At 45.9% G+C, this 24,092-nt stretch carries 17 protein-coding genes; 4 read left to right on the forward strand and 13 right to left on the reverse strand.

The annotated features are described in order from the left end of the window. Window positions 1–2 precede the first annotated feature (2 nt). The 6 genes from L3V43_RS17945 to dapE form a co-directional block, all read right to left on the reverse strand. Complete coding sequence (locus tag L3V43_RS17945; RefSeq protein WP_237117135.1) at window positions 3–4,541, reverse strand: type I polyketide synthase; 4,539 nt, start codon at window positions 4,539–4,541, stop codon at window positions 3–5. A 2-nt stretch (window positions 4,542–4,543) separates the two neighbouring features. After that, window positions 4,544–10,000 (reverse strand): non-ribosomal peptide synthetase, encoded by a 5,457-nt coding sequence (locus L3V43_RS17950; RefSeq protein WP_237117134.1) that lies wholly within the window; start codon window positions 9,998–10,000, stop codon window positions 4,544–4,546. A 126-nt stretch (window positions 10,001–10,126) separates the two neighbouring features. Further along, window positions 10,127–10,867: an alpha/beta fold hydrolase gene (locus L3V43_RS17955; protein ID WP_237117133.1), complete on the reverse strand. Its 741-nt coding sequence runs from the start codon at window positions 10,865–10,867 to the stop codon at window positions 10,127–10,129. Next, complete coding sequence (locus L3V43_RS17960; RefSeq protein WP_010607677.1) at window positions 10,864–11,100, reverse strand: MbtH family NRPS accessory protein; 237 nt, start codon at window positions 11,098–11,100, stop codon at window positions 10,864–10,866. Before L3V43_RS17960 ends, L3V43_RS17955 begins: the two co-directional genes overlap by 4 nt. A 324-nt stretch (window positions 11,101–11,424) precedes the next feature. Further along, window positions 11,425–13,041, reverse strand: coding sequence for a cyclic peptide export ABC transporter (locus tag L3V43_RS17965; protein WP_235368691.1), 1,617 nt, complete (start codon window positions 13,039–13,041; stop codon window positions 11,425–11,427). Between the two features lie 266 nt (window positions 13,042–13,307). Next, window positions 13,308–14,504, reverse strand: coding sequence for a succinyl-diaminopimelate desuccinylase (gene dapE / locus L3V43_RS17970; protein WP_174170309.1), 1,197 nt, complete (start codon window positions 14,502–14,504; stop codon window positions 13,308–13,310). Between the two features lie 321 nt (window positions 14,505–14,825). Between dapE and L3V43_RS17975 the strand changes: the two genes are divergently transcribed. Then, window positions 14,826–15,587: an IucA/IucC family C-terminal-domain containing protein gene (locus tag L3V43_RS17975; RefSeq protein ID WP_237117132.1), complete on the forward strand. Its 762-nt coding sequence runs from the start codon at window positions 14,826–14,828 to the stop codon at window positions 15,585–15,587. Here L3V43_RS17975 and L3V43_RS17980 read toward each other — a convergent pair. From L3V43_RS17980 to L3V43_RS17995, 4 genes are all read right to left on the reverse strand, one after another. After that, the gene (locus tag L3V43_RS17980) at window positions 15,552–16,184 is read right to left on the reverse strand and encodes a GNAT family N-acetyltransferase (protein ID WP_237117131.1); all 633 of its coding nucleotides are present in this window, start codon (window positions 16,182–16,184) and stop codon (window positions 15,552–15,554) included. The two genes, L3V43_RS17975 and L3V43_RS17980, sit on opposite strands and share 36 nt — an antisense overlap. Window positions 16,185–16,335: 151 nt before the next feature. After that, window positions 16,336–17,286 carry a sensor domain-containing diguanylate cyclase gene (locus L3V43_RS17985; protein WP_237117130.1) on the reverse strand — a complete coding sequence of 317 codons (951 nt, stop codon included), beginning with the start codon at window positions 17,284–17,286 and terminating at the stop codon, window positions 16,336–16,338. A gap of 132 nt (window positions 17,287–17,418) precedes the next feature. Further along, complete coding sequence (locus L3V43_RS17990) at window positions 17,419–18,117, reverse strand: DUF3581 family protein (RefSeq protein ID WP_010607683.1); 699 nt, start codon at window positions 18,115–18,117, stop codon at window positions 17,419–17,421. 177 nt (window positions 18,118–18,294) lie between these two features. Continuing rightward, window positions 18,295–18,933: a cytochrome b/b6 domain-containing protein gene (locus tag L3V43_RS17995; RefSeq protein ID WP_102056190.1), complete on the reverse strand. Its 639-nt coding sequence runs from the start codon at window positions 18,931–18,933 to the stop codon at window positions 18,295–18,297. Between the two features lie 238 nt (window positions 18,934–19,171). Between L3V43_RS17995 and L3V43_RS18000 the strand changes: the two genes are divergently transcribed. From L3V43_RS18000 to L3V43_RS18010, 3 genes are all read left to right on the forward strand, one after another. After that, window positions 19,172–20,029, forward strand: a complete 858-nt coding sequence (locus L3V43_RS18000; RefSeq protein WP_237117129.1) for a transporter substrate-binding domain-containing protein — start codon at window positions 19,172–19,174, stop codon at window positions 20,027–20,029. Window positions 20,030–20,104: 75 nt separating this feature from the next. Next, on the forward strand, window positions 20,105–20,593 hold the full coding sequence (locus L3V43_RS18005) for a glutathione peroxidase (protein ID WP_010379179.1): 489 nt from the start codon (window positions 20,105–20,107) through the stop codon (window positions 20,591–20,593). Beyond that, entirely contained in the window at window positions 20,580–21,017 is a 438-nt protein-coding gene (locus L3V43_RS18010; protein ID WP_102056188.1) for a MarR family transcriptional regulator, read from the forward strand. The genes L3V43_RS18005 and L3V43_RS18010 overlap by 14 nt, the downstream gene beginning before the upstream one ends. Window positions 21,018–21,082: 65 nt before the next feature. Here the strand turns inward: L3V43_RS18010 and gltX are convergent, their stop codons facing one another. The 3 genes from gltX to L3V43_RS18025 form a co-directional block, all read right to left on the reverse strand. Beyond that, window positions 21,083–22,570 (reverse strand): glutamate--tRNA ligase, encoded by a 1,488-nt coding sequence (gene gltX / locus L3V43_RS18015; RefSeq protein ID WP_010607688.1) that lies wholly within the window; start codon window positions 22,568–22,570, stop codon window positions 21,083–21,085. A gap of 83 nt (window positions 22,571–22,653) precedes the next feature. Then, the gene (locus L3V43_RS18020) at window positions 22,654–23,019 is read right to left on the reverse strand and encodes a glutaredoxin (RefSeq protein ID WP_026000901.1); all 366 of its coding nucleotides are present in this window, start codon (window positions 23,017–23,019) and stop codon (window positions 22,654–22,656) included. Between the two features lie 86 nt (window positions 23,020–23,105). Beyond that, window positions 23,106–24,074 carry a GGDEF domain-containing protein gene (locus L3V43_RS18025; RefSeq protein ID WP_102056187.1) on the reverse strand — a complete coding sequence of 323 codons (969 nt, stop codon included), beginning with the start codon at window positions 24,072–24,074 and terminating at the stop codon, window positions 23,106–23,108. Window positions 24,075–24,092 lie beyond the last annotated feature (18 nt).

The raw sequence follows: 24,092 nt of genomic DNA on the forward strand, positions 1-24,092 counted from the left end.
GCTTATTTCGCTCCCTCAGCCAGCTCTTCGGCCAGCTCTTGCTGGAGCTCTTGTATTAGAATGGCTTCTATTACTTGGGCAAGACCCAATATGGTTGGCTCTTTAAAAAAGGATGCTGGCGACAAGGTCACTTCGAATTTATTGCTTAGTTGCGACATGATTTGTACCCCCATTAAGGAGTCACCGCCCAGCTCAAACAAATTATCGTGAATGCCTATTTGCTCTATCCCCAACATGGCGCTCCAGACTTGCGCAATACCAACTTGTAAATCATCTTCTGGCGCAACATATGGCGTTGATAACTCAGGACGCTCATAGCCACCACTGCGAGGTGTCGCATCTGCCATAGTCAATTCTGCATCTAACAGGTTACCTTTGGTGGCTTCTAATCGTGCAGGAAGGTCGAGCGTTGAGACCGCAACTTGCGGCAATATTGGTGCGCTGAGTATGCGCGCCATAACTTCAACCCCTTGCTGAGGCGCGATACCGACTCCGTCAGGCATATCCATATCACCAGCCATGCCGACCTCTCGCCAACTGTCCCAGTTAACGGCCAGTATTGGATAACCGCCTGTTTGCACCGATTGCTGAGCGTATTGCTGTGCAATACCATCTAGATAGGCATTCGCTGACGCGTAGGCGGCCTTAGATAAACCACCTGCAATGCTAGCAAGCGATGAGCACAACACCATAAAGTCCAGTGGCTGCTCGTTAAATAAAGCCAACAAATGTTGCGTTCCCACAACTTTGGCAGCAAACATCTGCTCGATAAACGCTGCATCCGTCGAACTAATTAAGGACGTTGCACCACTCCCTGCTGCGTGGATCACCCCATTGATCTGCCCAAACTGCTGATGTGCTTGTGCGACAACCTCTGCCATTTGTTCAAAGTCCGCCACATCCGCTTGTTTAACCAGTACCTGCGCACCAAAAGATTGCAATTGTGCTAATTTTTGCTGTTGTGCCTCTGAAGGCGTGCTGCGACCAAGCAAGACTAATTTAGCCTGGTAGTGCTCCGCCAAATGCTCAGCCATTACCAAACCAACGCCACCTAAACCGCCGGTAATTAAGTACACCCCACCTTGGCGATAAATCGCTTCATTTTGCTTAGGTTTGGCCGTCGCTTCAAAGCCCATCAGCCAACGATGATAAGACCGATAAGCAACCACCTCGCCCGCTTCGCCATGTTGCTCTGACAACAACCAATCTATCCAGTCACCGTGAAGTTGTGCACCAAAATCAACCAATTGACATTGAATGTGTGGGAACTCCTGCGGGATGACTTTACATGGGCCAAGTAACATCGACTGAGCGGGTGAAATCTCATCATTACCCGACACATCGGCCAACCCTTGGCTCACTACGCTCAAATTAACCGGCTGACCTAACTGTTGCGATTCAAGTGCTTGAGCAAGTGCGATTAGACTCATCATGCCCTGTTGTTGAGTTTGGCTTAAATCAGCAGGCTCGCTGGCCGGCAAGCTCCACAAATGGAATATATGCGATACAGGACCATGAATTTGATTCACGCTTGCAATAAGTTGCTGATAGTCGCTCAACTGAGCCGCGCGGATCACAAACTCATTATCCGATTCTTGCTGAAATGCTTGCCCTAATTTGACCCGAATTAGCTTATCGCTCTGCGTGTGTAGCTTATCAAGGAGCAGGTCGCAGGCCTTATGCTGTGTTTCAAATAGCAAAGTACAACCCAGTTCAACCGGCTGAGTTAAATCAGGAACCGAGCGCTTATATGAAGAGATGTAACACCACTGTTCAATCGGTTTTGGTGCCAAGGCGTTATGGTTGTTTTGCGCCACAATATTTGCATCGGCTTCAATCCAAAAACGTTTTCGCTCAAACGGGTAAACAGGTAAGGCGACGCGATGAGGTGTCTGCTCATACAAGGCATCCCAATCAATCTCTACGCCTTCAATCCATAAACGTCCCAAGGCTAAGGCAAAGTGTTGCTCTGTCTCTTGCGCTTTTCTTGGGTGTGGTAGCGAAGTGACAATACTCGTTTGCGCTTTTACTTCTGCATCCCGTCCAGCAAGTTGACTTAGCGTATTACTTGGTCCCACTTCGAGTAGCACAGTTTGTTCTAAGCCATTTTCTGACTCTGGATTGTCAAGATTGACGATAGTGCGCAGACCTTGGTTAAAGCGCACCGCTTGTGCTAAATGCTGCGCCCAATATTGAGGGTCGGTCGCTTGTTGGTCGGTTATCCAAGTGCCTGTTACATTCGATACAAATGGAATGCTTGGGGCATTGCGCTGAACCTGAGCAATCAACTTAGCCAGTTGATCACCTGCATCACTCACCAAGGACGAATGGAACGCATGGGAAACATGTAAAGGCTGTACTACGACCCCTTGCTCAGTGAGCCTATTTGATAGTGCCGCTATCGCTTGCTCTGAGCCCGATACAACACAGTTTTCAGGGCTATTCACCGCTGCCAGCTCAACTTTATGCCCAAGATTGTCGGTATCAAGATAAGGAGCTAAAGCGGCTTCTGAGAGCGCCACCGATAACATACAGCCTGGTGCTTGCGCCTGAATAAATTCGCCCCGCTTGGCGACCAGGTATAATGCATCCTCTAAACTAAACACCCCCGCAATACACGCGGCGACGTATTCGCCGATACTGTGGCCAATCATAGCACTGGGCTTTACTCCCCACGCCAACCATTGCTGCGCCAATGCATATTCCACAGCAAATAATACCGGCTGAGTGACTGAGGTTTGTTTTAGTTGCGCCGCACCGTGCTCAACGTCCGCTTCATCAACAAAAATAAAGTCTTTAATATCTTGCCCAACATGCGCTATCAGGCCCTCCCGACAGCGGTCAAATGCATCTCTAAACACGCTTTCTGACTCATACAGTGCGCGGGCCATATTGATATGCTGCGAACCTTGCCCTGGGAACATAAAGGTAACGGGCCTGTCACCTGAAACCGTTAACTGCCCTTGCGCTCTTAATGTGCTGGTATCGTCAGCCAGTGCTGCAATCGCTTGCTCACTATTTTGCGCCACCACGACGGCACGATGGGTTAGGCCTTTCCTACCCACTTGCAAAGTGTAAGCACTGTCTTGCCACAAAGGCTGAGTGCTTGCTTGCTTAAACCAAGTTGCTAACTGCTCGCGGCGACTGGCCAGTGCAGTTTTGGTGTGGCCCGACAGCGGTAGGATTTGCCAGTTGCGCTGCGACTGCGTCGCACGTTGAACTGGTGGCTCCTCAAGGACCACATGCACATTGGTGCCACCAATACCGAATGAACTCACCCCAGCACGGCGTGGGCCTGTTTCATTTGACCAAGGCGTCAGCTTATCCGCGACATAGAACGGGCTATTGGCAAAGTCAATTTCTGGGTTAGCTTGCTTGTAGTGCAAACTCGGCGGGATTTGTCCGTGCTTCACTGTCAGCGCGGCCTTTATTAACCCGGTAACCCCTGCGGCTGCATCTAGGTGGCCGACATTCGATTTGACTGAACCTACGGCACAATATTGCGTTTGCTCAGTATCCATTCGGTAGGCGCGGGTGAGCGCAGCAATTTCAATGGGGTCGCCAATCACCGTGCCGGTACCATGCGCTTCAACGTAACCAATGCTCTCTGCCGGGGTATCAGCCATTTCCAGTGCTGCGGCGATAACTTCAGCCTGCCCATCCACACTAGGTGCGGTGTAACCTGCTTTAGTATTACCATCATTATTCATTGCAGAGCCCTTGATCACGGCATAAATGGTATCGCCATCAGCCATTGCATCTTCAAGGCGTTTAAGTACCACGACACCAGAGCCAGAACCAATTACCGTCCCTTGAGAATCTGCGTCAAACGGACGACAGTGACCATCTGGAGACAAAATTGCGCCGGGTTGATATACATAACCGCCCTGATGCAAAAAGTTCAACCATGAGCCGCCAGCCAAGGTCATATCTGACTCATAATTCAATAATGAGCGTGTCGCCATGTGGACTGCAGCCAAGGAAGTTGAGCACGCCGTTTGTACCGTTACCGCAGGGCCCTTTAGGTTTAGTTTGTAGGCCAGTGTCATGGTCATGGCATCTTTGTTATTACCGTTCATCAGCGCTTGTAGCTGCGAGATATTACCAAGATCGCTAAAACGGCCACTTTGCATCAAATTAGAGATTAGATAAGTGTTTACGCCACAGCCGCCATAGACACCTATTGGAAAGTCACACTTGTCACCATCGTAGCCAGCATTTTCCAGCGCCTGCCAAGCGGTTTCTAAAAAGAGACGTTGCTGCGGGTCAAGCTCTTCTGCTTCACGCGGTGAATAGCCAAAAAATGACGCGTCAAACTTGTCTTGATCAGGCAACAACGCACACCGAGGGACAAAGTTGGGGTCAGCAATAGTCGCTTCCGACACCCCAAGTTCACGTAATTCTGCCTCTGTGAAGGTTTTGATTGATTCCACCCCGTTTTTTAGGTTTTCCCACAGGGCATCTACATTCTCAGCTCCTGGGAAACGACCTGCTAGGCCGACAATGGCAATATCTGTGCTTGAATAAGTTTCTGTAGTCATGCTTAGCTTTCCACTTTTGTGCGTGTTTTTTTCAAGAAGGCTTGGCGCTGGCGTTGACCACGCGCCGATGCTTTTTTCATTTCTTTGGCAACTGCTTGCTGTGCATTCGCAGCGCCTTCAGGTGTACGTTGTTCAAAGTAAGTGGCCATGGCACTTACGGTTGTCATATGAAACAGTTCTAACATGGTCAATTTACAGCTAAATTCGGCTTCAAGACGTTGCTGAATCTGACCAAACAATAGGGAGTGACCGCCCAAGTCAAAGAAGTTGTCATGCAGGCCAATTTGTTTCGCATCTAGACCTAGCACTTCCGCCCAAATCGCAGCGACTTTATTTGCTAAGCCGCCTGTTGGTACTTGATGGCTTTCACCACTCCCCCACTGAGGTTCGGGTAAGTGATGACGGTCAATTTTGCCATTGGCCGTCACAGGCAAGTTTGCCAATACGGTGATACAACTCGGGACCATGTAGTCTGGTAGTTTTTGCAGTAAACTTTGCTTCAGTGTTTGCGCGCTAGGTAATACGCCTTGGCCATTCTCCTCAGCGCCAACATAAGCCACCAAATGTGTCCCAGAATGACCATGTTGGCCATCACCGTCTTTGGCCAATACAACCGCTTCTTTAATGTGTGGAAGTGCCATTAATTGCGCTTCAACTTCACCGAGCTCTATCCGAAAACCACGAATTTTGACTTGATGATCGATGCGCCCTAAATATTCCAGTTCATCGCGTTGATTCCAACGAACCAAGTCTCCCGTTCGATATAAGACTTCGCCATCGCTACTAAATGGGTTGGCAACAAAACGCTCTGCGGTCAGGGCTGGACGCCCCAAATAACCACGAGCAACACCACGACCACCCACGTAAAGTTCACCGCTTGCTCCTTGTGGTACAGGATTCAGATCGGCGTCTAAAATATAGGCTTCACGCGCACCTATCGGCTTGCCAATTGGTACAGTGCTAACCTCGTGTAGCTCACCCGGTAAACTGATCCATGCCGTTGGTGTAATAATGGTTTCAGTTGGCCCGTAGGCGTTGACAATCCGAGGCGCAGAAAACGCCCGATGAGCGTCTTGATAATCTGTGCGGCTAAATTCTTCACCGCCGACAATACAGGTGCGAATTTGCTTACAGTCGTGCAAATGCGGCGTCAAAAGGCGTAAATAGGCGGGCGGTAAATGCAGTGCCGTCACCTTGTGCACGTTTATTAACTCACTGACGGCCTCCACATTGAGCTGCGCCTTAGTCGCCAGCACTAACGCACCACCTTTGATCAGTGGTGTCATCCACTGCTCACCTGCGGCATCAAAGTTAATCGAAAAGAACTGCAGCTCCGTGTGATCGCTATCCACTCCATATACGTCAACCATATTTTGAATATGCATGGACAATGGGCCATGCGTAACGGCGACCCCTTTGGGCAACCCGGTCGAGCCTGAGGTGTAAATAACATACGCCAAGTGCTGGGAGTGTGATGCAATCGCAGGATTAGTCGTTGCAAAGTCGCCAAGCGCTATATGCTCGTATGCAAGCACAGAGATGGCGTTTTCAGCGTTTGGAATATGCGCCACGAGCGCAGCATTCGTCAGCACCAACTTCACCCCGCTATCCTTCACCATGTGAACAAGCCTGTCCTCAGGGTACGTCGGATCGAGTGGCACATAGGCGGCTCCCGCTTTCCAAATCGCAAATAGGGTGACATACATCTCAATACCGCGCTCAAGCGCCATACCGACACAATCTTCAGGCCCAATACCTCGACTTTTTAAATAGTGCGCGAGCTGGTTGGCTCGTTGATTTAATGCGTTATAACTCACGGTTTGTTGGTTGAAGATAAGTGCGGGCGCATCTGGCGTGCGCTTCACTTGCTCCTCAAACAATTGATAAATGGTAGAGTCATCCGTTGCAACCGCAGGCCCTTTGGCAACCTGAGTCAACCACGCTTGCTCTGCCGAGGTTTGCACACATAGCTGCGCAAGTGGCGTTGCGCCAGACTCAAGCTGGGCATGTAGCAGAGCAACATATTGCTCAGCCATACGCGCTATCGTTTGTGGCAAAAATAGTGCTCTGGGATAAACAAACTCTAGCGCTACTTGATCCTCTTCTAGCTCGTAAGTTTCGAGCGTTAAGTCAAATTGCGGCGCCACTTCTAGCGGCTGCCAAGCGCGGGCTGATAAGTTAGTATCCTTTGCGACCAACGGCTGCCATGCACGAGTATCATGCTCCGTATGGCTAAACATTACCTGGAAAAGCGGATGCGTATCGACGCTCCGTTCCGGCGCTAGCGCTTCGACTAGATACTCAAAAGGAACATCTTGATTTGCTTGTGCGCCCAAGACGGCAGTTTTGACTTGCGCCACAATATCTTGCAAACAAGTCTGACCCGAAAACTTCGCAGGGATCACTTGGGTATTTACAAAAAAGCCTACTAACTCTTGGAGTTGAGGCAAATGGCGGTTCGCAACTGGTATCCCCACTCGAATGTCATGTTGCCCAGTATGACGATAAAGCAATGCATGAAAACTGGCTAACATCACCATAAATAAGCTGGCGTTTTGTTTGGCCGCTTGGCGACGAAGTTGCTTAACCAGTTGAGCCGGTAAGACGACACTGTGATTTGCACCTAACAGTTGCTTATTATTTTCAGGAGAGTGCGCTTTATTAACTCGAGGGAAATCCGTGCACAACTGCAAAATAGGTTGCTCATCGCAGGCGAGCTGTGCTTGCCACCACGTTAATTGTGCTTGCGCTGTATCGGAGGTGAGATACGAGCGCTGCCACAAAGAAAAATCTTGATAGGTGATTGCGCCCTCTCGCACTTTACTCGCGCTCAAGGTACCCAAATAAATATGCGCAAGTTGGTCTAGTAATATTTGCATCGATACGCCATCGGAAACGATGTGATGCATCACTAGGATCAGCTGATAGCCTTGCTCACCTAGATTAATTAGCGCCGCGTTGACGACATCCCCTTTAGTTAAATCAAATTCGTATTGGCTCACTGTGGCAACCAATTCAGCCAATGCCGAAGCTTGCTGCGACGCTGCAACATTACTTAAGTCAAATTGTTGCAGCGGCCAATGACCCGTTTGCGCAACCACTTGGATTGCCGTACCAAGTTCATCGGTATCAAAGCGTGTGCGCAGCGCTTGGTGTTCAGCCACCAGAGTATTTAACGCGTTTTGCAAGCGCGTAGCGTCTATATCTGAGTGTAGGTTGATGCGCGCACCAATATTGTAAGCACTGCTATGGGGTTCTAGTTGCCATAAAAACCATAGTCTCGCTTGCGCATGAGACATTGGAACGGCCTGCTCAATTCCATACTCGTTGGCAATAATGGAATTTATTGATGACACGCTGGAAGCTTCTTTAGCCACCAACTGTTGGCGTTGTGACGCGGCCAAAATAGCATCGGCTTGCTCGCCTAAGCGCAAACAATGAAATATTTCTGTGGGGTCAAACTTCACTTGCCAATGTTGCTCAATGGCGTGAATTAACTGCACCGCTTTTAGCGAGTTACCGCCCTCTGCTAGAAAGTGTGCGTCACGACTAAAATCACTCTTACGATTGAGCACGGCTTGCCAGATATCGGCCAGTGCTTGCTCGTGTTCTGATAAAGGTGCTGGGGCCAAAGTATCTGCCAGTGTTTGACCACGCACCAGCTGATTATGTGCATAAATCGCATAAGCCTTATCAACATTATCGTCTGACAGTGGCGCAGCGACACTCAGTTCAGCGGCTTGCGTCCACATTTGCTTGCAGGCGCTACGCTGTAATTTGCCACTGGACGTTTTTGGCAAGCTTGCAGGTTGCATCATCAAAACGCCTGTGACGGACTCATCACAATATTCTGCAACGATTTCCTTTAAGCGATTGACCAACAACTGCGGACTCACTTGGCGCTGAACCTTGCGCGCAATTTCTAGGGCCACACCAACGCCTTCGCTATGGTTATCCGTGGCTGCAAATACCGCGATCCGACCTTTACGGGCGAACTCAAATTCTGCTTCGATAATTTTTTCAATATCCTGAGGATAGATATTGCGACCATGAGAAATGATCAAATCCTTGATGCGGCCAACAATGTATAGTTGATTATCTTGCCACACTCCTAAGTCCCCGGTGCGAAGCCAGCGCGCTTGCTCATGTTCTACAAAGGTGGCAGCCGTTGCAGCTGGGTTTTGCCAATAGCCCTGAGCAATACTCGGGCCCGAGACCCAAATTTCACCCACATGTCCTGCCGGCAATGCCGCCTTGGTCGTGTTGTCTGTGATCCGTATACTATGATGTGAAGCTGGTACGCCACAGGCTACCTGCTTTACGCCGTGCTCAGCTTGTTGTGCGATACCTTGTGCAAGTGAGGCAGCAGAAAATGACTGTACCACTAGGCCAGATTGTCTTTTTGGCCCAGTAACAAATAAGGTTGCTTCAGCCAATCCATAACACGGGTATATGGCTTGAGGATTAAAACCTGCTGGCGTGGCTTGTGCAAAAAAGCTATCAAGCGTATCAACCCTTACAGGCTCTGCGCCACTAAAGGCCACTTGCCAAGAAGACAGATCCAAGTTCGCCATTGCGCTTGGCCTTATCCTTTCAACACACAAGCGATAACCAAAATCTGGACCACCGCTTGACGTACCTCGGTGTCTAGCAATTGCTTCAAGCCAGCGGATTGGTTTTTCAAGGAAGTAGCGAGGCGACATCAAGACACATTTTGAGCCATTGAATAAAGGCAAAATCAAGCCGGCCATTAATCCCATATCGTGGTACAGAGGCAACCAAGACACCACAACCTCGTCTGCTATCACCCCACTCCCTTCGCTGATGGCAATTTCATTTGCAATCAAATTACCGTGACTCACCATAACACCCTTTGGTGCTGCCGTTGAGCCTGAGGTATATTGTAAAAATGCCAACTCTTGTGGTTGTGGCGTATGCGCTTGCCAGCAGGTATTCTCTTGATAATTTAACTGGTCAACAAACAGTAAACTTGCAGCACTTAGGCCGCTGTTGTGCATTTCTTGTTTGGCTAGTTCAACTAACTGATGATCTGCAGAATGCGCTAAAATAGCGGTTGCTTGACAATTTAACGCAATCCCAACAACGCGCTGAATATGCTGAGAACGTGAAGATTCGGGAACAAATAAAGGAACCGCGATGAGACCGGCATAAAGGCATGCGAAGAAACTGATAACATAGTGTTCATTGTTATCTAGCATCAACAGCACGCGATCACCTTGACGACACTGTAGCTGCAGCTCGGCCGCTAGTCTTTTAATCTGTATATCTAATTCACCATAGGTAAATGAGCGCTCATCCAGCACACCTTCTTTGTCACTAACGACCACCAGCGCGGTTTTATCTGCTTGGATCTGGGCAAGGTGTTGTAAACGCTCAACCATGCTGTGGGGCGTCTCGCCCGTGAGATACGGGTTTAGTTGTAATGGCTTGTGTTGCATATTGCAGCTCTACCTCAATTTTTCTAAATGGGCTCGCGACTAGAGACAAGATTAAAAAGCGAACCGACTAATACCAAGTGTTTAATGCTGTGTGATAACCCAAGTCCTCAAGTGCAGCGCTTGGTTTTACTCACAACTACTGACCAAAGCAGCCGCTGATGTATTATGGCGACTCAGTGTTTGCTCAAGTGCAGACAACACTGAAGCTTGGGCACTGTGAATATAAAAATGCCCACCAGCGAACCCTTGTTGCGATAATGGTTGACGGGCGTGTTGCTGCCAGGCCAGTACTTCGCTAACACTGATTAAGTCATCGTGACCATAAAAAGTGGTTACCGGCACGGTTATTTGCGAAGGGCTAGATGGCGTAAACGAGCGCAATGCGTGATAGTCAGCGGCCAGCACCTCAAGCGTCATTTCCAATAAATCAGCATTGTCAAATAGCATGTCTGGCGTTCCTCCCTGCGCTCGCAATTCAGCAATGAGCGCTTGCCGATCATTAGGTTCTGGATAGCGCTCAGGATGAATAAACTGTGGCGCAGGACACGCCGATAGCATCAAAGTGTTAGGCAAAGGTAAATTGCGCTGTTGCAACTGCAGTGTTACGCCATAGGCAAGCAAAGCTCCCATGCTATGACCAAAAAAAGCATAATCACCGATCATCTCATGCTGATAACACTGAAGTATCGCACTCACTTGCTCGTGGTAGTTTTCGACTTTCTCTTCATCTAACCTAGGGCCTCTTCCTGCAAGCTCAATGGGCACTAGCTTTATCCAGCTAGGCAATTGCCGACTCCAACGTAAGTACATTGAGGCACTCGCCCCAGCACAAGGCAGGCACAACAGCTTAATGCTTGATGTACTCACGCGTCACCTTGTTGCGCTTGCTCAGCCATCCACTGACGCAAAGAAGCAGGACGCATATCAGTCCAGTGCTCGTTAATGTAGCTTTGCACGTGGGCCTTATCGCCCTGAACACCAGCTACAGCTTGCCAACCCGCTGGTACCGCTTTCCACTCGGGCCAAATTGAATATTGTTCTTCTTGATTAATAAGCACGATGAAGGTTTCATCTTCGCGGTCAAAACAGCTCACTGACATGACATCTCCTGATAAATATTGCACTGCTACTATAGGCAGTCGGTTTACATTCTGATGAGGTTGGGTAGTCATGAGGTATGTATCTCCGTGCTACCTTCTCAACATGCCAATAAATTTGGCGATATTGCCTCTGTAGACGAATAGAAATGCGAATTGTTTAAAGAAAAAAGCGTCTATATTCTGATTTTTTACCAGTGCAGATAATTGAAAGCATATAGGTAGGGATATCGCGGCCTAAATATGCTTAGCCGCTAAGCGGTTATCAAGTTAAACGCAGTGATAATGTTGGCTTGCACTGCGCTCAACTTTAACCACTCAGGTTATTTATGCAGCTGCCTCTTCACGCTGATAAAGTTGGCCGTGCTCCATTCGCAACAGTCGATCGGCGCAGTCAAAATACTTATCGTCATGAGAGATAACCAACAGCGTTTTCCCCTGCGCTTTAAGCTCTGGTAATAACTGGCGATAAAACACCTCTTTAAATATAGGATCTTGGTCCGCCGCCCATTCATCAAAGACTAAAAACGGACGCTGCTCTAAATGGGCTACCACCATGGCTAGCCGCTTTCTTTGCCCTTGAGATAACGCACGCGTTGAAAATGCACCATTGGCAACATGCACTTTACGATTAAGTTGGAGCTTTTCTAACAGTGAGTTTGCGGCCGCATCTAATTCAGCCGAAGGGATATCCAGCAATTCTTCAAACAAATAAAAGTCAGAGAAAATTGCGGTGAAAAGCTGTCTATACTCATCTAGATCTTCAGGGTTAATGGTTTTGCCATCTAAGCGAAGTTGACCAGTATTACTCTTGTATAATCCGACCAACATCTTAGCCAGCGTGGTTTTGCCACTGCCATTACCGCCAACCAAAAAGACAATTTCCCCCGGTTTAAACGATAAATCGATAGGTCCAAGTGTGAATAAATCATCAGAAGGTTCATGATAAAACTGATGTGTTAACCCGCTTAATTCAAGCTGTTTAAACGAGGAAGGCGCATTCGGTAAGTGCTTTTCTTTCGCTCCTTCGGATAAATGCGCGGTAACAGCTTCAATGCGTGCAGCTGATGCTTTCGCTATATTGGCCGCGGGCAGAGCCTTTAGTAAGTTCTCTAAGGGCGCAATCATATATATAAAGACCAACGCAAAGCCCGTTAGTATTTGGGTACGCTGCGCTGAATCTGCTACCAGCGCGAACAAAACCGCGCCAATAAATGCGTAGATTAAGAAATTTCCCCAAGCGGTAGAAATAACAAAGACAGACATGCCCACCGTCCGTTGCTTACGAACCGATTCAATGGAATCTCCAAGCACGTTATCTGCAAATCGCTGTCTTTTACCAGCATGCAAGCGTAGCTCTTTGGCACCATCAACCAAAGCACTAAAGTGTCCAAACAAGCGATCTTGCTCTTTTGCTGCACCATTTAAATAGCCGATGGCTTTGAGATGAACCAAATGATAGCCAATAGAGCCTAAACCCAAGACCACCAGCGCCATCACAAATACATCCAGCGATAACCAAGCGATATAAGCCATACAACCAATTACAATAATACCATTGACGACGATCACCGGTAACCGGACGAAAAACTCAGCAACTTTTAAACAGTGTTCAGACAGCGCTGATTGCACCTTGGCTCCGCCCACTTCTTCAAGTTGACGATAATCTGCTTGCAGTACCTTATCTGAAATATGCCTTCTCAGCACAGCATGTGCCTGTTGACTCAATCGCTCAAACAATGTTGAAGCCACCACCTGAAAAACCAGCACAGCCACCACCAAGGCCACAAAAATACCAAAAAATTGATTGGCTTCTTGTTGTGATGAATTCAATACCTTATTAATTTGCGTGAGTAACAATACGGCACACACACCGCAGATTGCACTCGTGAACACAGCCGCACCTAACAACCATTTTGATTGACGAATTAAATACCCAAGCACACGATTTCCTCATAATTCAATTACTGAGTCTGATAGCAACAAGACGAAGCACTTCTAAAGTTGTTTAATGAAAGTCTAAAAAAAACTAGATTTATACCAATTTACCTAAATGTTGAGGCCAGAAAATCTTGTCTTTAGCCCGGCAAAAATTTTGCTATTTAGTTGTTCTAACTGATAAATTTTTAACACAGCTCGCGTCAGATTTAATCCCTCAAATTGAGCAAGTATGAAGTCAAACTGGTATTGTCTGCCTGACGGCGTGCAACTTATTCACCAGCGGGCAAGTTAAGGTGTTGCTTTGCGCCAAAAAAATCACTGAGCACCGTTAAATAAATCTGCTCGATTTCCAGTAAATCACTTATGGGTAAACACTCATTGGCTTGGTGTATCGTGTCGTTTTTAACACCACATTCAATCGTTTGGGTGTGGCCATTGGCAAAAAAACGCCCATCAGACGTGCCTCCAGCGGTGTTTACTATGGGGTATCTCGCAGTACACCGCACGATGGCGTTTTCCACTAAGTTTAAGAACGAATCTTCGATATCTGCACTGGTATAGTAGGGGTTACATGCCCTTGACCAATCTAGACTCAGGTTGTCTTTAAATCTTGCTAAGTGATTTTCGATAATGCCGATGATCTCTTGATTACTATACCCATGGCTGTATCTAATATTGAAATTAACCTGGCACGCTTCAGGTACGATATTATCCACATCAGTCGTCGTATTGACGCCCGTGACTTGAAGGGTTGTTTTGACATCTGGCTGGTCTTTTTGCCACTGTAAACCGCACAGTGTCGCCACTATTTTACCCGCGATATGCGCTGCATTGATCGTTTGTTCGGGATAAGCGACATGGCCTGCTTTCCCTTCAATTTTTATGGCACCTGAGATTGAGCCGCGGCGACCATTTCGGATCACATCACCCACTCGATTGTGTGAGGTAGGCTCTCCAACAAGGCAAGCGTCAATCGTTACACCATCTTGACTGAGTCGCTCGACGATTCGCTTGGTACCAAATTCAGCTTCCCCCTCTTCATCGGATGTCAGCAACCAATAGAAAGTGCCTTTAAGCTTTTGCTTCGAAGCCAGTAAGACTCGTGTGGCACTCAGCATGGCAGCAATGCCCCCTTTCATATCGGACACGCCCCTGCCATAAATAACATCGTTTACGACAGTCGCTTTAAATGGATCGGAATGCCAATGCTCCTGCTCAGCGGGGACAACATCAACATGACCAGAAAATGCAAAACTTGGACCTTCAGAAAAAACCTGCTTGGCTATAAGGTTACGCACCCCGTTTTCTTCAAACCATGAGGTTTCAAACCCGAGTTCCTCAAGATATTGGGCGATTGTTAAGATCAACCCGGCATCACAAGGCGTCACAGACGGCGCCGCGATGAACTCCTGTAGAAGACTTATAGAGGTACTTATTTGGGTTATTTTTTTAGTTAGTTCTTGCATGTAGAGCCTAGTTCCCAAGCCGAATATTTGTTTTTGTTGCACACCACTTTTAGGCAGCAACCACGACACTCAGACTAGTGACGAAACTAAACTAAATTTTTTTACATAAGATTATTGATTTGTCGGCGTTCGGTATTTTTTACCCCGCCAAAACATGTAATTTGACCATTAACTGCATTTTTCTAGTGCCGTTTTTGGCAGATAACAGCCGAACAAACATAAGCACTAAAGTAATGTGGGAGTTTGAGACTAAAAGGCGGTATTAAATTAATGAAGTTGCGTTTCGTCATTAACCATAAACCTCTATAGCTGTTCGTTTCAATGCTGCCGAATTTAGTGCCTTTTTTTAAACCTCCTTATGATACGTATGCGCATGGTGTTGACCTCACCCCTTTACGATCTACAGCGACTTTTTCTGAGTTATTAGAGTCACCACATTTTATCGACCATATAACTCGCTTTAGCTTAGAGAGAGGCGTAACGAAATCAAGGGCTCAAGCCTCCGTGTGGCATATGTATTACACCTTCAATATTTTCCCAAGCATCATCGTAAGCCATTCATTATTGCTAACACCATTGCCACTAAAGCTTTGCGAATTGAGCTACAACCCTGAGCAGCTCAGCATTTTGCTGCCGCATCAAGGTAAAGCACTTAAAAACAGTGACACAGAAGCACGCTATCACGACTTATTGTTCAATCACTTATCACCGCTTCACGACCTGCTACACCAAGCTTTTGGCGTAAAAGAGCGGACGCTATGGAGTAATTGCTTTTATCGCTTGAATGACTTTTTCGACATTATTATGGGGCTTGTGGGTGCGCATCCAACATTGCTTGAAGATAAACAAATACTGACTACATCCGCCCACTTTGGGGCGCTAAAGAATCCGCTTAAGTTTACCGAAATAACCGCACATGATCCGAGTGGCAAATATCAAATCCGCCCTGAATGCTGCCTTCTCCACGACCGAGAAAATGGCAATTACTGCCGCGACTGTCCCAAACACAAGCACAATATGGTGCAAAGAAAAGCCGCGCTAAGTAACCTAAGCAAACTGAGGAAAAACGTCTCGATAGAATGAAGCTTTCTCAGCCATCACTAACGCAGCACGCTTATGAGGAAAGTCAAACTCAAACAGGCTATGATAACCAAGCTCTGAAATGCGAGTGAGTAGCCGCGTATTATCATGGCGAGGCTCTAGCACAATACGCTGAGTATCTTCATGCCCTAAATAAATAAGGTGACTTAAACTGGTCATCCAAGCACGAAAATTTTCGGGACCTCTACATGATTGCTCACCAACTAATAAATGGACGCCTCTATCTTTGGGCTGCCACTCATAATATCCCGCTAACTTATCTAACTCAGCCCAATAAACTTCAACATAGCCAAATGGCTGCTCATCAAAATACATGACGAGCGGCAAACTAAAGTTGTCTGCTAAACGTTCGCTGAGATACTGCCACTGCTTTTCTTCTGACCACGCCTGCTGCCAAAAATGTGCAACTCGAGGATCGTTCATCCACTGACAAAATAGTGGTAAATCCGCTTTTGAGATCAGCTTAAAGCGCACTGTCTTATTGATCTGCGGGTTGTGATACGAGGCGAGCTCTGTACCTTGCAGCGCGGTTTTGTCGGCACAAGGGAATTGCTGCCACAAAGGGTGAATTGAATACATACTTTTCCACTTAAATTACACAAACGACTGTCATTGAAGCGACAAAGCCCGTTTGAAAGATTTAGTAACCGAGTCATGAGGTTACATGCACTCTGTTTAGTAGACGGTGACTAAGGGAATTAATTTAAGGAAAGCGCGATTTGTAGGCACGCTAGTTCATTTTTTTCTGATACATGTGTTTGTCTGCTCGAGAGAATAAACTGGTCATGCTTTCAAACTTACTGTCGCTCTTGGCAAATCCCGCAGAAAAACCACACTTGGGGAGCTTTTTCTTTTTTAACGCCTGATAGAAATTAGCCTCACTTTGAAAAATAAAGTCGTTTACTGCTTCTTCATTATCTCGTTGTACAACAGCCAGAAACTCATCGCCGCCATAGCGCCCAATAATATCATCTTCGCTACTTGCGGCTTTCAAGGCTTCAGCCAAACTTTGTAACACCTGATCTCCAACTTCATGACCATAGCTGTCATTTATCGGTTTAAAACCATCTAAATCAAGAAAGACACAGTAAAGCGCACCACCCAGTTTTAAGGCAATATCACGCTTATGTTCACCGAGTATTTCAGTCGCGCGGCGATTTAGTACTTCAGTCAACGGATCTTGCATCGCTATCGCTTTGATTTTGCTATAGCGCTCAATCATCACCAAATCGTCTTCTAGCATATCGCGTAAGTGCTCTATAAATTCAACCAACGAAGCGTTGTAATTTGTAGGTTTAAAATCCATCACACACAATGTGCCAAACGATTTTCCATTGGGCCAGTGGATTGGTACACCCAAATAAGACTCAAAGCCATCATTGGCAACCTCAGGGTTATCGTCCCATTGATAGTTTACGCTGGCGTGCTGCTCATATAGATTGCGATTATTAGCGACAACATGCTTACAAAAGATATTGGTTTCTTGCGGTATAAAACCACCTGCAGGATACGGGTTTTCTTCTTGGTCACTTGCAATCATCACTGCAAAACCGTCTTCTTTTTTTTGTACCACAAACGCAGCAGGCGCCGAAAAAATCTTCGCCATCAAATCGACTGTTTTTTGCCATTTTAATAATGTTTGTTGTGAGGCTTCTGGTTTGAGCAAGTCAGCATACGGCACAGTAATACCATTTAATTCAATTACATTTTATCTAAACAGTATAGCGGACAGCTGAAGAGTGGATGAATTATTGTTTCAAAGGAAAACGGTGTGGGCAACACGCTGACAGGTGCGTCAGCGTGTATTGGGAGGTTACGGCTTTAATGCTACTTTTCTATCATTGTAATAGGCAATCAAATCATCAACGGTTTGCTGACAATACTCACGGATCCCAGAAACTAACATGTGCTTTTCACCATAACCGACTTTAGTGCCGTTCGACAGCAAGTTAAAACGCAGGTTGATTTTGCCACGTTTGCCTTCATAGCTAAACTCTGGCTTAGCCGCTTCCAATGTTACTTCCGTTACCGATATATCATCCATATGAATAGACATAGATTCGTATATCACCATTGGCCTTGCTGGGTTTATCATTACCTCTTGCTCACCCATCAATGGGATGATCACATGAGGAAAGGTAGTGCCTGAAAATTCTACGTAATTTCTCGTCAAACTATTGATGAGCGTTGGGCACGTGCTGGTTTCGCCAGCGCGCGACACTGACAGCATCACTTTATCATTTGCGGTAATATCAAATTGCGCAGCACCTTCTGGCAATGTAAGGGTTGTTGTTTCATCAACCATGCCCACAAAGCTAAACTCCATATTCTCGCTTAAGCCGTAGTGCTTTAACACTAAGGAGAAAAGTAGATCACCCGGTACACAAAACTTCTTTGCATCGATGTCGTGCAGTGGGTTGTAGTCGTCCGCGACTCCTTTTGCAAATAAACTCCCCTGCTCTCTGGTAATGGTGATCTCATTTGCTTGTTGTTGATAATACGGCTCTAACATCGCTACTTTTCTCTAACCTCTATGATAAAACTGCGCCATGTTACCAGAATTTTCTGAAATAGAGGTCATATCTGTTACGATAATCTGTTAACAAATATTACATTGACCGGACTTGGCACTAAAAGTTAGCGAAGTTATTGAAAACAATGACCTCGCTAACCTCTGTTTAGAGTTAAGTTACATTAACCCTTGTAATGGCTCAGCGCCCCACGTAAAGAGTAACAAAGCTGAAAGTGCAATAAAGATAAGGTATGCAACAACACCCGATTTCATGACAGGCGTGCTGACTGCATGTTCTTGCTTACCAGTAACTAATGTCTTTACTAGGTTTTGACCTTTTAGGCGATACACCACAATAGCAAATATATGCAGTGCAATGGCCGCAATTAACAGCTCAATATTGGTGTGATGTATATCACCTGCTAATTCAACTAAGTCGTAAGATACATATTGTGCAAGTGGGCCTTCCACCAAAATATCATCTGTTGTCATCAAGCCAGAAACAAGCTGGACAATGATCAGCACAAAAAATAGCAGCACCATCAAACTTCCCGCAGGATTATGTCCTACATGGCTTTGTTTTGATTTAATGGCCGATAAAATTGCTTTAGGTGAATGAAATAACGCGCTTAATTTAGCGGTTTGGCTACCAATGACACCCCAAATTAATCGCGCTGCCATCAGTGCTAACAATAAATAGCCAGTAACAAAGTGAAGATCCATCATGCCTTCTTCACCGGTAATATATAAGGTTACTAGTCCTGCTACGAGCAGCCAGTGAAACCCGCGGATAAATCCATCCCACACTTTGGTCATTGTTTATTTGCCCCATAGGTAAAAATCATTGCAATGATGACAGGTTATAAAACTCAGCACAAAGAGTTAAGGTTAAATAACCACTTATCTTGATTTGGCACCGTATTTTGCGTCCAATTTATATACATCTGTCTGATGTTTGTTAGGCTTTTAGACATGTTTTTGCAGCAAACTTCGCAGCTCCGAGTAATAATGTTCTATAGTAAACTGGTGTTTGCTTTACTGGGTTGGAGCAATAATGAAATATTTACTGCTAATGCTGCTGTTATTTGGTGCGTGCTGCAACGCAAAAATATTGCTGATCTCGAATGAACCTGCCGATGAGCAAAGACTTTTTACCAGACAAGCCCATAGTTTAGAGTCAGATACCAACAACTTGCTTTTAAACCAGTTTGGCCGAGATTACTTTGACTTTAACATTGTCACCCCAACCAAGCTTAACCAATTACTAGCAAGCGAAGAGCCTGTGTGCGCGGTGTCTCGCCTAAAAACCCCAAGTCGCCAGCAAGCCTTCTTGTTTACCATCCCCATCCACCTATATCCGAGCCATAGATTATATTACTTCAAACAGCACACCCCGATGGATGCCAGCCTTGTGAACGCCACGGGTAAGCTAAAGTCGCTTGCAAGTTTAATGGCTTACTATCCACAGACCACTATCATCAAAGAGGTCGGCAAATCTTATGGCAATACCATTGACTCTGCATTAGCGCTACTTGAGCCCAAAAATGTTGCCATTAGACCGTATAAAACCTCAGCACAAACCATTATGGAGCAGTTTAGTGCAGGTAAAGTCGACTTTATATTAGCCTACCCCGCTATTTTTCAGCAAAGCTTTCCAAAGGACAAAGCCCATCTAGTGGGCTCATTACCGATTGCAAATAACCTCCCTCATCTTGAAGGCCATATTGCTTGTAGCCACACCCAAGAAACACGAGCATTTATCGACAAGGCCAACCAGATGATCCGTGCACTATATTCCACCAGTACCTACCTAACCACACACTTAAAATATCTCCCCAAGCAAGATCACGCATTGATCACCAGGCGGCTTGCGATGCTAAGCGCCAAATATCAACATACTCCTGCAAAATAATTTCAACTGCGGTTGCACAAGGGTCATACTTAGTCTAAATTAAATCGCACACGATTAAATCACAAGAGACTAAAAATGACGACACTCTATCAGTTTGAAGCAAACACGTTACAAGGTCAGGCATATCATTTTACCGACTTACAAGGCAAAGCTGTGCTTATTGTTAACACGGCTAGTGAGTGTGGATTAACACCACAATATGAAGGACTCCAAGAGCTACACCAAAAATACGCGGATCAGGGACTTGTGATCATCGGCTTTCCCTGCAATCAGTTTGGTAAACAAGAACCCGGAGATGCAAAACAAATTCAAGAAGGCTGCTTAATTAACTACGGTGTTGATTTTCAGATGATGGAAAAGATTGAGGTTAATGGCGATAAAGCACACCCACTGTATCAATACCTAAAGTCCGCGCTTCCAGGGCTATTTGGTAATAAAATCAAATGGAACTTCACTAAGTTTTTATTTAACCAGCAGGGTGAACCCGTTAAGCGCTATGCCCCAATCACCAAGCCTGAACAAATAGCCAAAGATATTGAAAAGTTACTAAATGAGTCAATCTAACCCGCAGCTCAATCTCGATAACCAGATCTGTTTTCGGCTATATAGTGCATCAAGACAGGTTACACGACTCTATCAGCCGTTACTCAAAGAGGTTGGGCTCACGTATCCGCAATACATAGTGTTATTGATTTTATGGGAGCAGGACGGACAGCTCGTGAAAGAAATAGGCGAACGAGCTGAACTCAATAGCAACACCCTAACACCGCTCCTTAAGCGCTTAGCAGAGCGTGGTCTCGTTACCCGTAGCAAAAATCCTGATGATGAACGACAAACCTTCATTCACTTAACTCAAGCAGGTAAAATCCTCGAGCAATCATGCGCTTGTATCCCAGCACAAATGATGGCAAAAGCGGGCTTAAGTATGGAGCAAATTCAACTGTTAAGGCAGTCTCTTGATGTGTTGATGGCACAAGGAAAGCGGTAAACACGATACATTTCGGACAATAAAAAAGCCGCTACATCAGCGGCTTTTACAATACGGTCTCGCTATTATGCAATAGACGGGTACTCACGGTATGCTTTTTCAAGCTTTTTCGCTTGCTTTTTAGATACACCAATATGCTCTAGTGCCACTCTTAAACGCGCACGAGAAAGGTCTGAACCTAACACTTCCATCGCATCTACTACTGAGGTCGATGAGGTTTTGCCTGTAATAGCAACGAAGATAGGCTCTAAGAACTCTTTGATCTTTAACTCATGGTGTGTCGCCACAGCCTTTGCAATAGAGAAGATCTCAGACTTGTTCCACGTACGCAGCTTTTCCAATTCCCAAATAAAGAACTGCAGAGCTTGACGAACCACTTCTTCGTCCGCTTTACCAGCCGTTAATAACGCTGGATCGTATTCAGGTAAGCCCGCCACAAAGTGGCCTGCTAGCCCCACCAAATCAGATAACGTGTTAATACGCGCCTTGGCTTCAGGAAGTACGCGAGCCAACATATCACCGTTAAACTTCCAGTCGACAAAGCGCTGGATAAGTTCTGCATCGGTTAGGTTTTCACGGATCCACAGACCGTTTAACCAGTTAAGCTTGTCAATATCAAAGATAGGTCCACCAAGCGATACGCGCTTCATATCAAAGTGTTCAATCATCTCAGCCAAAGTGAACTTTTCACGCTCATCCGGCATTGACCAACCCATACGACCTAAATAGTTAAGTAGTGCTTCTGGTAAGAAACCCATTTCTTTGTAGTAGTTAATTGAAGTTGGGTTTTTACGCTTTGACAGCTTAGACTTATCAGGGTTACGAAGTAGCGGTAGGTGACCAAGTACAGGTGCTTCCCAGCCGAAGTCTTCGTACAATTTTAGTAGTTTAGGCGCAGAGTTGATCCACTCTTCACCACGGAAGATATGGCTAATCTCCATGTGATGGTCATCTACTACGTTTGCAAGGAAGTAAGTTGGGAAGCCGTCGGCTTTCAACAAAACTTGCATGTCTACGTTTTCCCATGGGATCTCAATTTCACCGCGTAGGTAATCGTTAAACTTAAACGTGCCTTCTTCTGGGATTTTCATGCGAATTACGTAAGGCTTGCCAGCTTCAAGGTTTGCCTTTACTTGTTCTTCAGATAAACGTAAGCCACGGCCATCATATTTAGGGCGTAAGCCTTCTGCCATCTGCTCTTCACGCATTTGGTCTAGCTCTTCAGCCGTCGCAAAGCAGTAAAACGCTTTACCATCATCTACAAGCTGCTGTGCAAACTTTTTGTATAAGTCAGAACGCTCTGATTGACGGTATGGACCAAACTCGCCACCCACATCCGGACCATGATCCCAGTCAAGCCCTAACCAACGTAGGCTGTCCATGATAGCTTGCTCAGATTCAACAGTACTACGTACCTGATCGGTATCTTCAATTCGTAATACAAACTCACCACCTTGCTGCTTGGCAAAGCAATAGTTGAATAAGGCAATATAAGCCGTTCCTAAATGCGGATCACCTGTTGGAGAGGGTGCGACACGAGTACGGATAGTCATCAAAATTCTCTTAAAAATGGATTAGTCGATTAATGGCGCTATGCTAGCATAGCGCCTGATTAGCGCATAGTAAGGCGCGTGAATTAAGCTGCTTTTTCCAGCTTTTCTAGATAAGCAACAATGTCATTGGATTCGTATAGCCAAGTGACTTCGCCTTGCTCTTCGATTCGCAAGCATGGCACCTTCACTTTACCACCCTGCTCTAGCAACTCTTGGCGATATTGCTCATCATTTTTGGCATCACGGGTTTCGAGCTTAAGCCCTTCACGCTTGGCAGCGCGGCGCACTTTAACGCAAAATGGACATGCCTTAAATTGGTATAACTTTAAGTTTGCCGTCATAGCATCTAGCTTTTGCTGTTGTTCTGCGGCACGTTTTTTACTGCGCGGGGTAAAAATAAAATCAAAAAGTAAAATCAGACGTCCTAAAAACCATCTTACAAATTGCATAACGTTTCCCAAACCTTTTGCTACATTCGCTAAAAAATAAGTTGGGGAGTTTAGCATAATCTTTAAGCGCTATATATAAGCGGAGCTTAAAACAACTCTATTTCTGCACATGCGTATTGTGATTCAGCTAACCCTAAAGCGAGGTAGTTTGTAACTTGGTTTCTGCCATTTTCTTTTGAGTGATAAAGCGCAAGATCGGCTTTATGAACTTGCTCAGAAACTTGTAGTGTATCGACCACTTCAGTAAAACCTAGGCTTACAGAAACATGCTCTACTTGCGGAAATCGGCTGGAAGCTATTGTACTTCTCAAGCGCTCAAGTGCTACTGCAGCAGAGTCATCATTGCGACTTTGAAATAGCGCCGCAAACTCCTCTCCGCCGTAGCGAAACACATAGTCTTCTGCTCTAAAGTTAGCTTTGATCTTTTGTGCTACCAACAGGATCACTTCATCGCCAATCACATGACCAAAATTGTCGTTTACCTGTTTAAAGTGATCGATATCTACCATCGCTAAATACCACTTGCGGTCTTCACTGTCATCACGGCATACCGTAAACCCGTCCCCATTGGTTATTTCCATGACTTTTTCATCAAACGTTTGGCGATTGAGTAGCTCGGAAAGCGGATCGATACGAGCAAAGTGCAATGTTGCCATTTGATGCGCAAAAACAGTGAGTAAGTGCTTCATTAAAGTCGCAGTGGTGAGATTTACTTGACCTTCTATATATAAAAAACCAACGAGCTGAGCTTGGTGATAAAACGGGATAACACTATCGCCGTGGTATTGAATGAGGTGTTTGTCATCTTGGCGCTGCTGTAATTTATCTACCACGGCATCTACCGGTCCCACCACAACACAAAAGTCGCGATGGCTCACAAATATAGATTTTGGGACTTCTTTTTCCGATAAGCTTTTACTGAAATAAAATGCATAGCTTTCCCCACAAACATCAGAGATAACCCGCTCAAGGGCCTGCATTAGCACCAGTTCACTCTTTTGCGCCAAGAGCTCTAAAGTAAGTTCGTGACCACAGGGTGAATAGCTAATCGACATTCAAGGCCTCTCAATTAA

Origin of the sequence: Pseudoalteromonas sp. L23 (assembly GCF_021728455.1) — a bacterium.
In the GTDB taxonomy this organism is placed as follows: domain Bacteria; phylum Pseudomonadota; class Gammaproteobacteria; order Enterobacterales; family Alteromonadaceae; genus Pseudoalteromonas.

Coding starts and splice junctions, on each gene's coding strand:
- L3V43_RS17945 (WP_237117135.1), bottom strand. CDS start 4,541: ATGACTACAGAAACTTATTCAAGCACAGATATTGCCATTGTCGGCCTA.
- L3V43_RS17950 (WP_237117134.1), bottom strand. CDS start 10,000: ATGCAACACAAGCCATTACAACTAAACCCGTATCTCACGGGCGAGACG.
- L3V43_RS17960 (WP_010607677.1), bottom strand. CDS start 11,100: ATGTCAGTGAGCTGTTTTGACCGCGAAGATGAAACCTTCATCGTGCTT.
- dapE (WP_174170309.1), bottom strand. CDS start 14,504: ATGCAAGAACTAACTAAAAAAATAACCCAAATAAGTACCTCTATAAGT.
- L3V43_RS17975 (WP_237117132.1), top strand. CDS start 14,826: ATGCTGCCGAATTTAGTGCCTTTTTTTAAACCTCCTTATGATACGTAT.
- L3V43_RS17980 (WP_237117131.1), bottom strand. CDS start 16,184: ATGTATTCAATTCACCCTTTGTGGCAGCAATTCCCTTGTGCCGACAAA.
- L3V43_RS17990 (WP_010607683.1), bottom strand. CDS start 18,117: ATGTTAGAGCCGTATTATCAACAACAAGCAAATGAGATCACCATTACC.
- L3V43_RS17995 (WP_102056190.1), bottom strand. CDS start 18,933: ATGACCAAAGTGTGGGATGGATTTATCCGCGGGTTTCACTGGCTGCTC.
- L3V43_RS18000 (WP_237117129.1), top strand. CDS start 19,172: ATGAAATATTTACTGCTAATGCTGCTGTTATTTGGTGCGTGCTGCAAC.
- L3V43_RS18005 (WP_010379179.1), top strand. CDS start 20,105: ATGACGACACTCTATCAGTTTGAAGCAAACACGTTACAAGGTCAGGCA.
- L3V43_RS18010 (WP_102056188.1), top strand. CDS start 20,580: ATGAGTCAATCTAACCCGCAGCTCAATCTCGATAACCAGATCTGTTTT.
- gltX (WP_010607688.1), bottom strand. CDS start 22,570: ATGACTATCCGTACTCGTGTCGCACCCTCTCCAACAGGTGATCCGCAT.
- L3V43_RS18020 (WP_026000901.1), bottom strand. CDS start 23,019: ATGCAATTTGTAAGATGGTTTTTAGGACGTCTGATTTTACTTTTTGAT.
- L3V43_RS18025 (WP_102056187.1), bottom strand. CDS start 24,074: ATGTCGATTAGCTATTCACCCTGTGGTCACGAACTTACTTTAGAGCTC.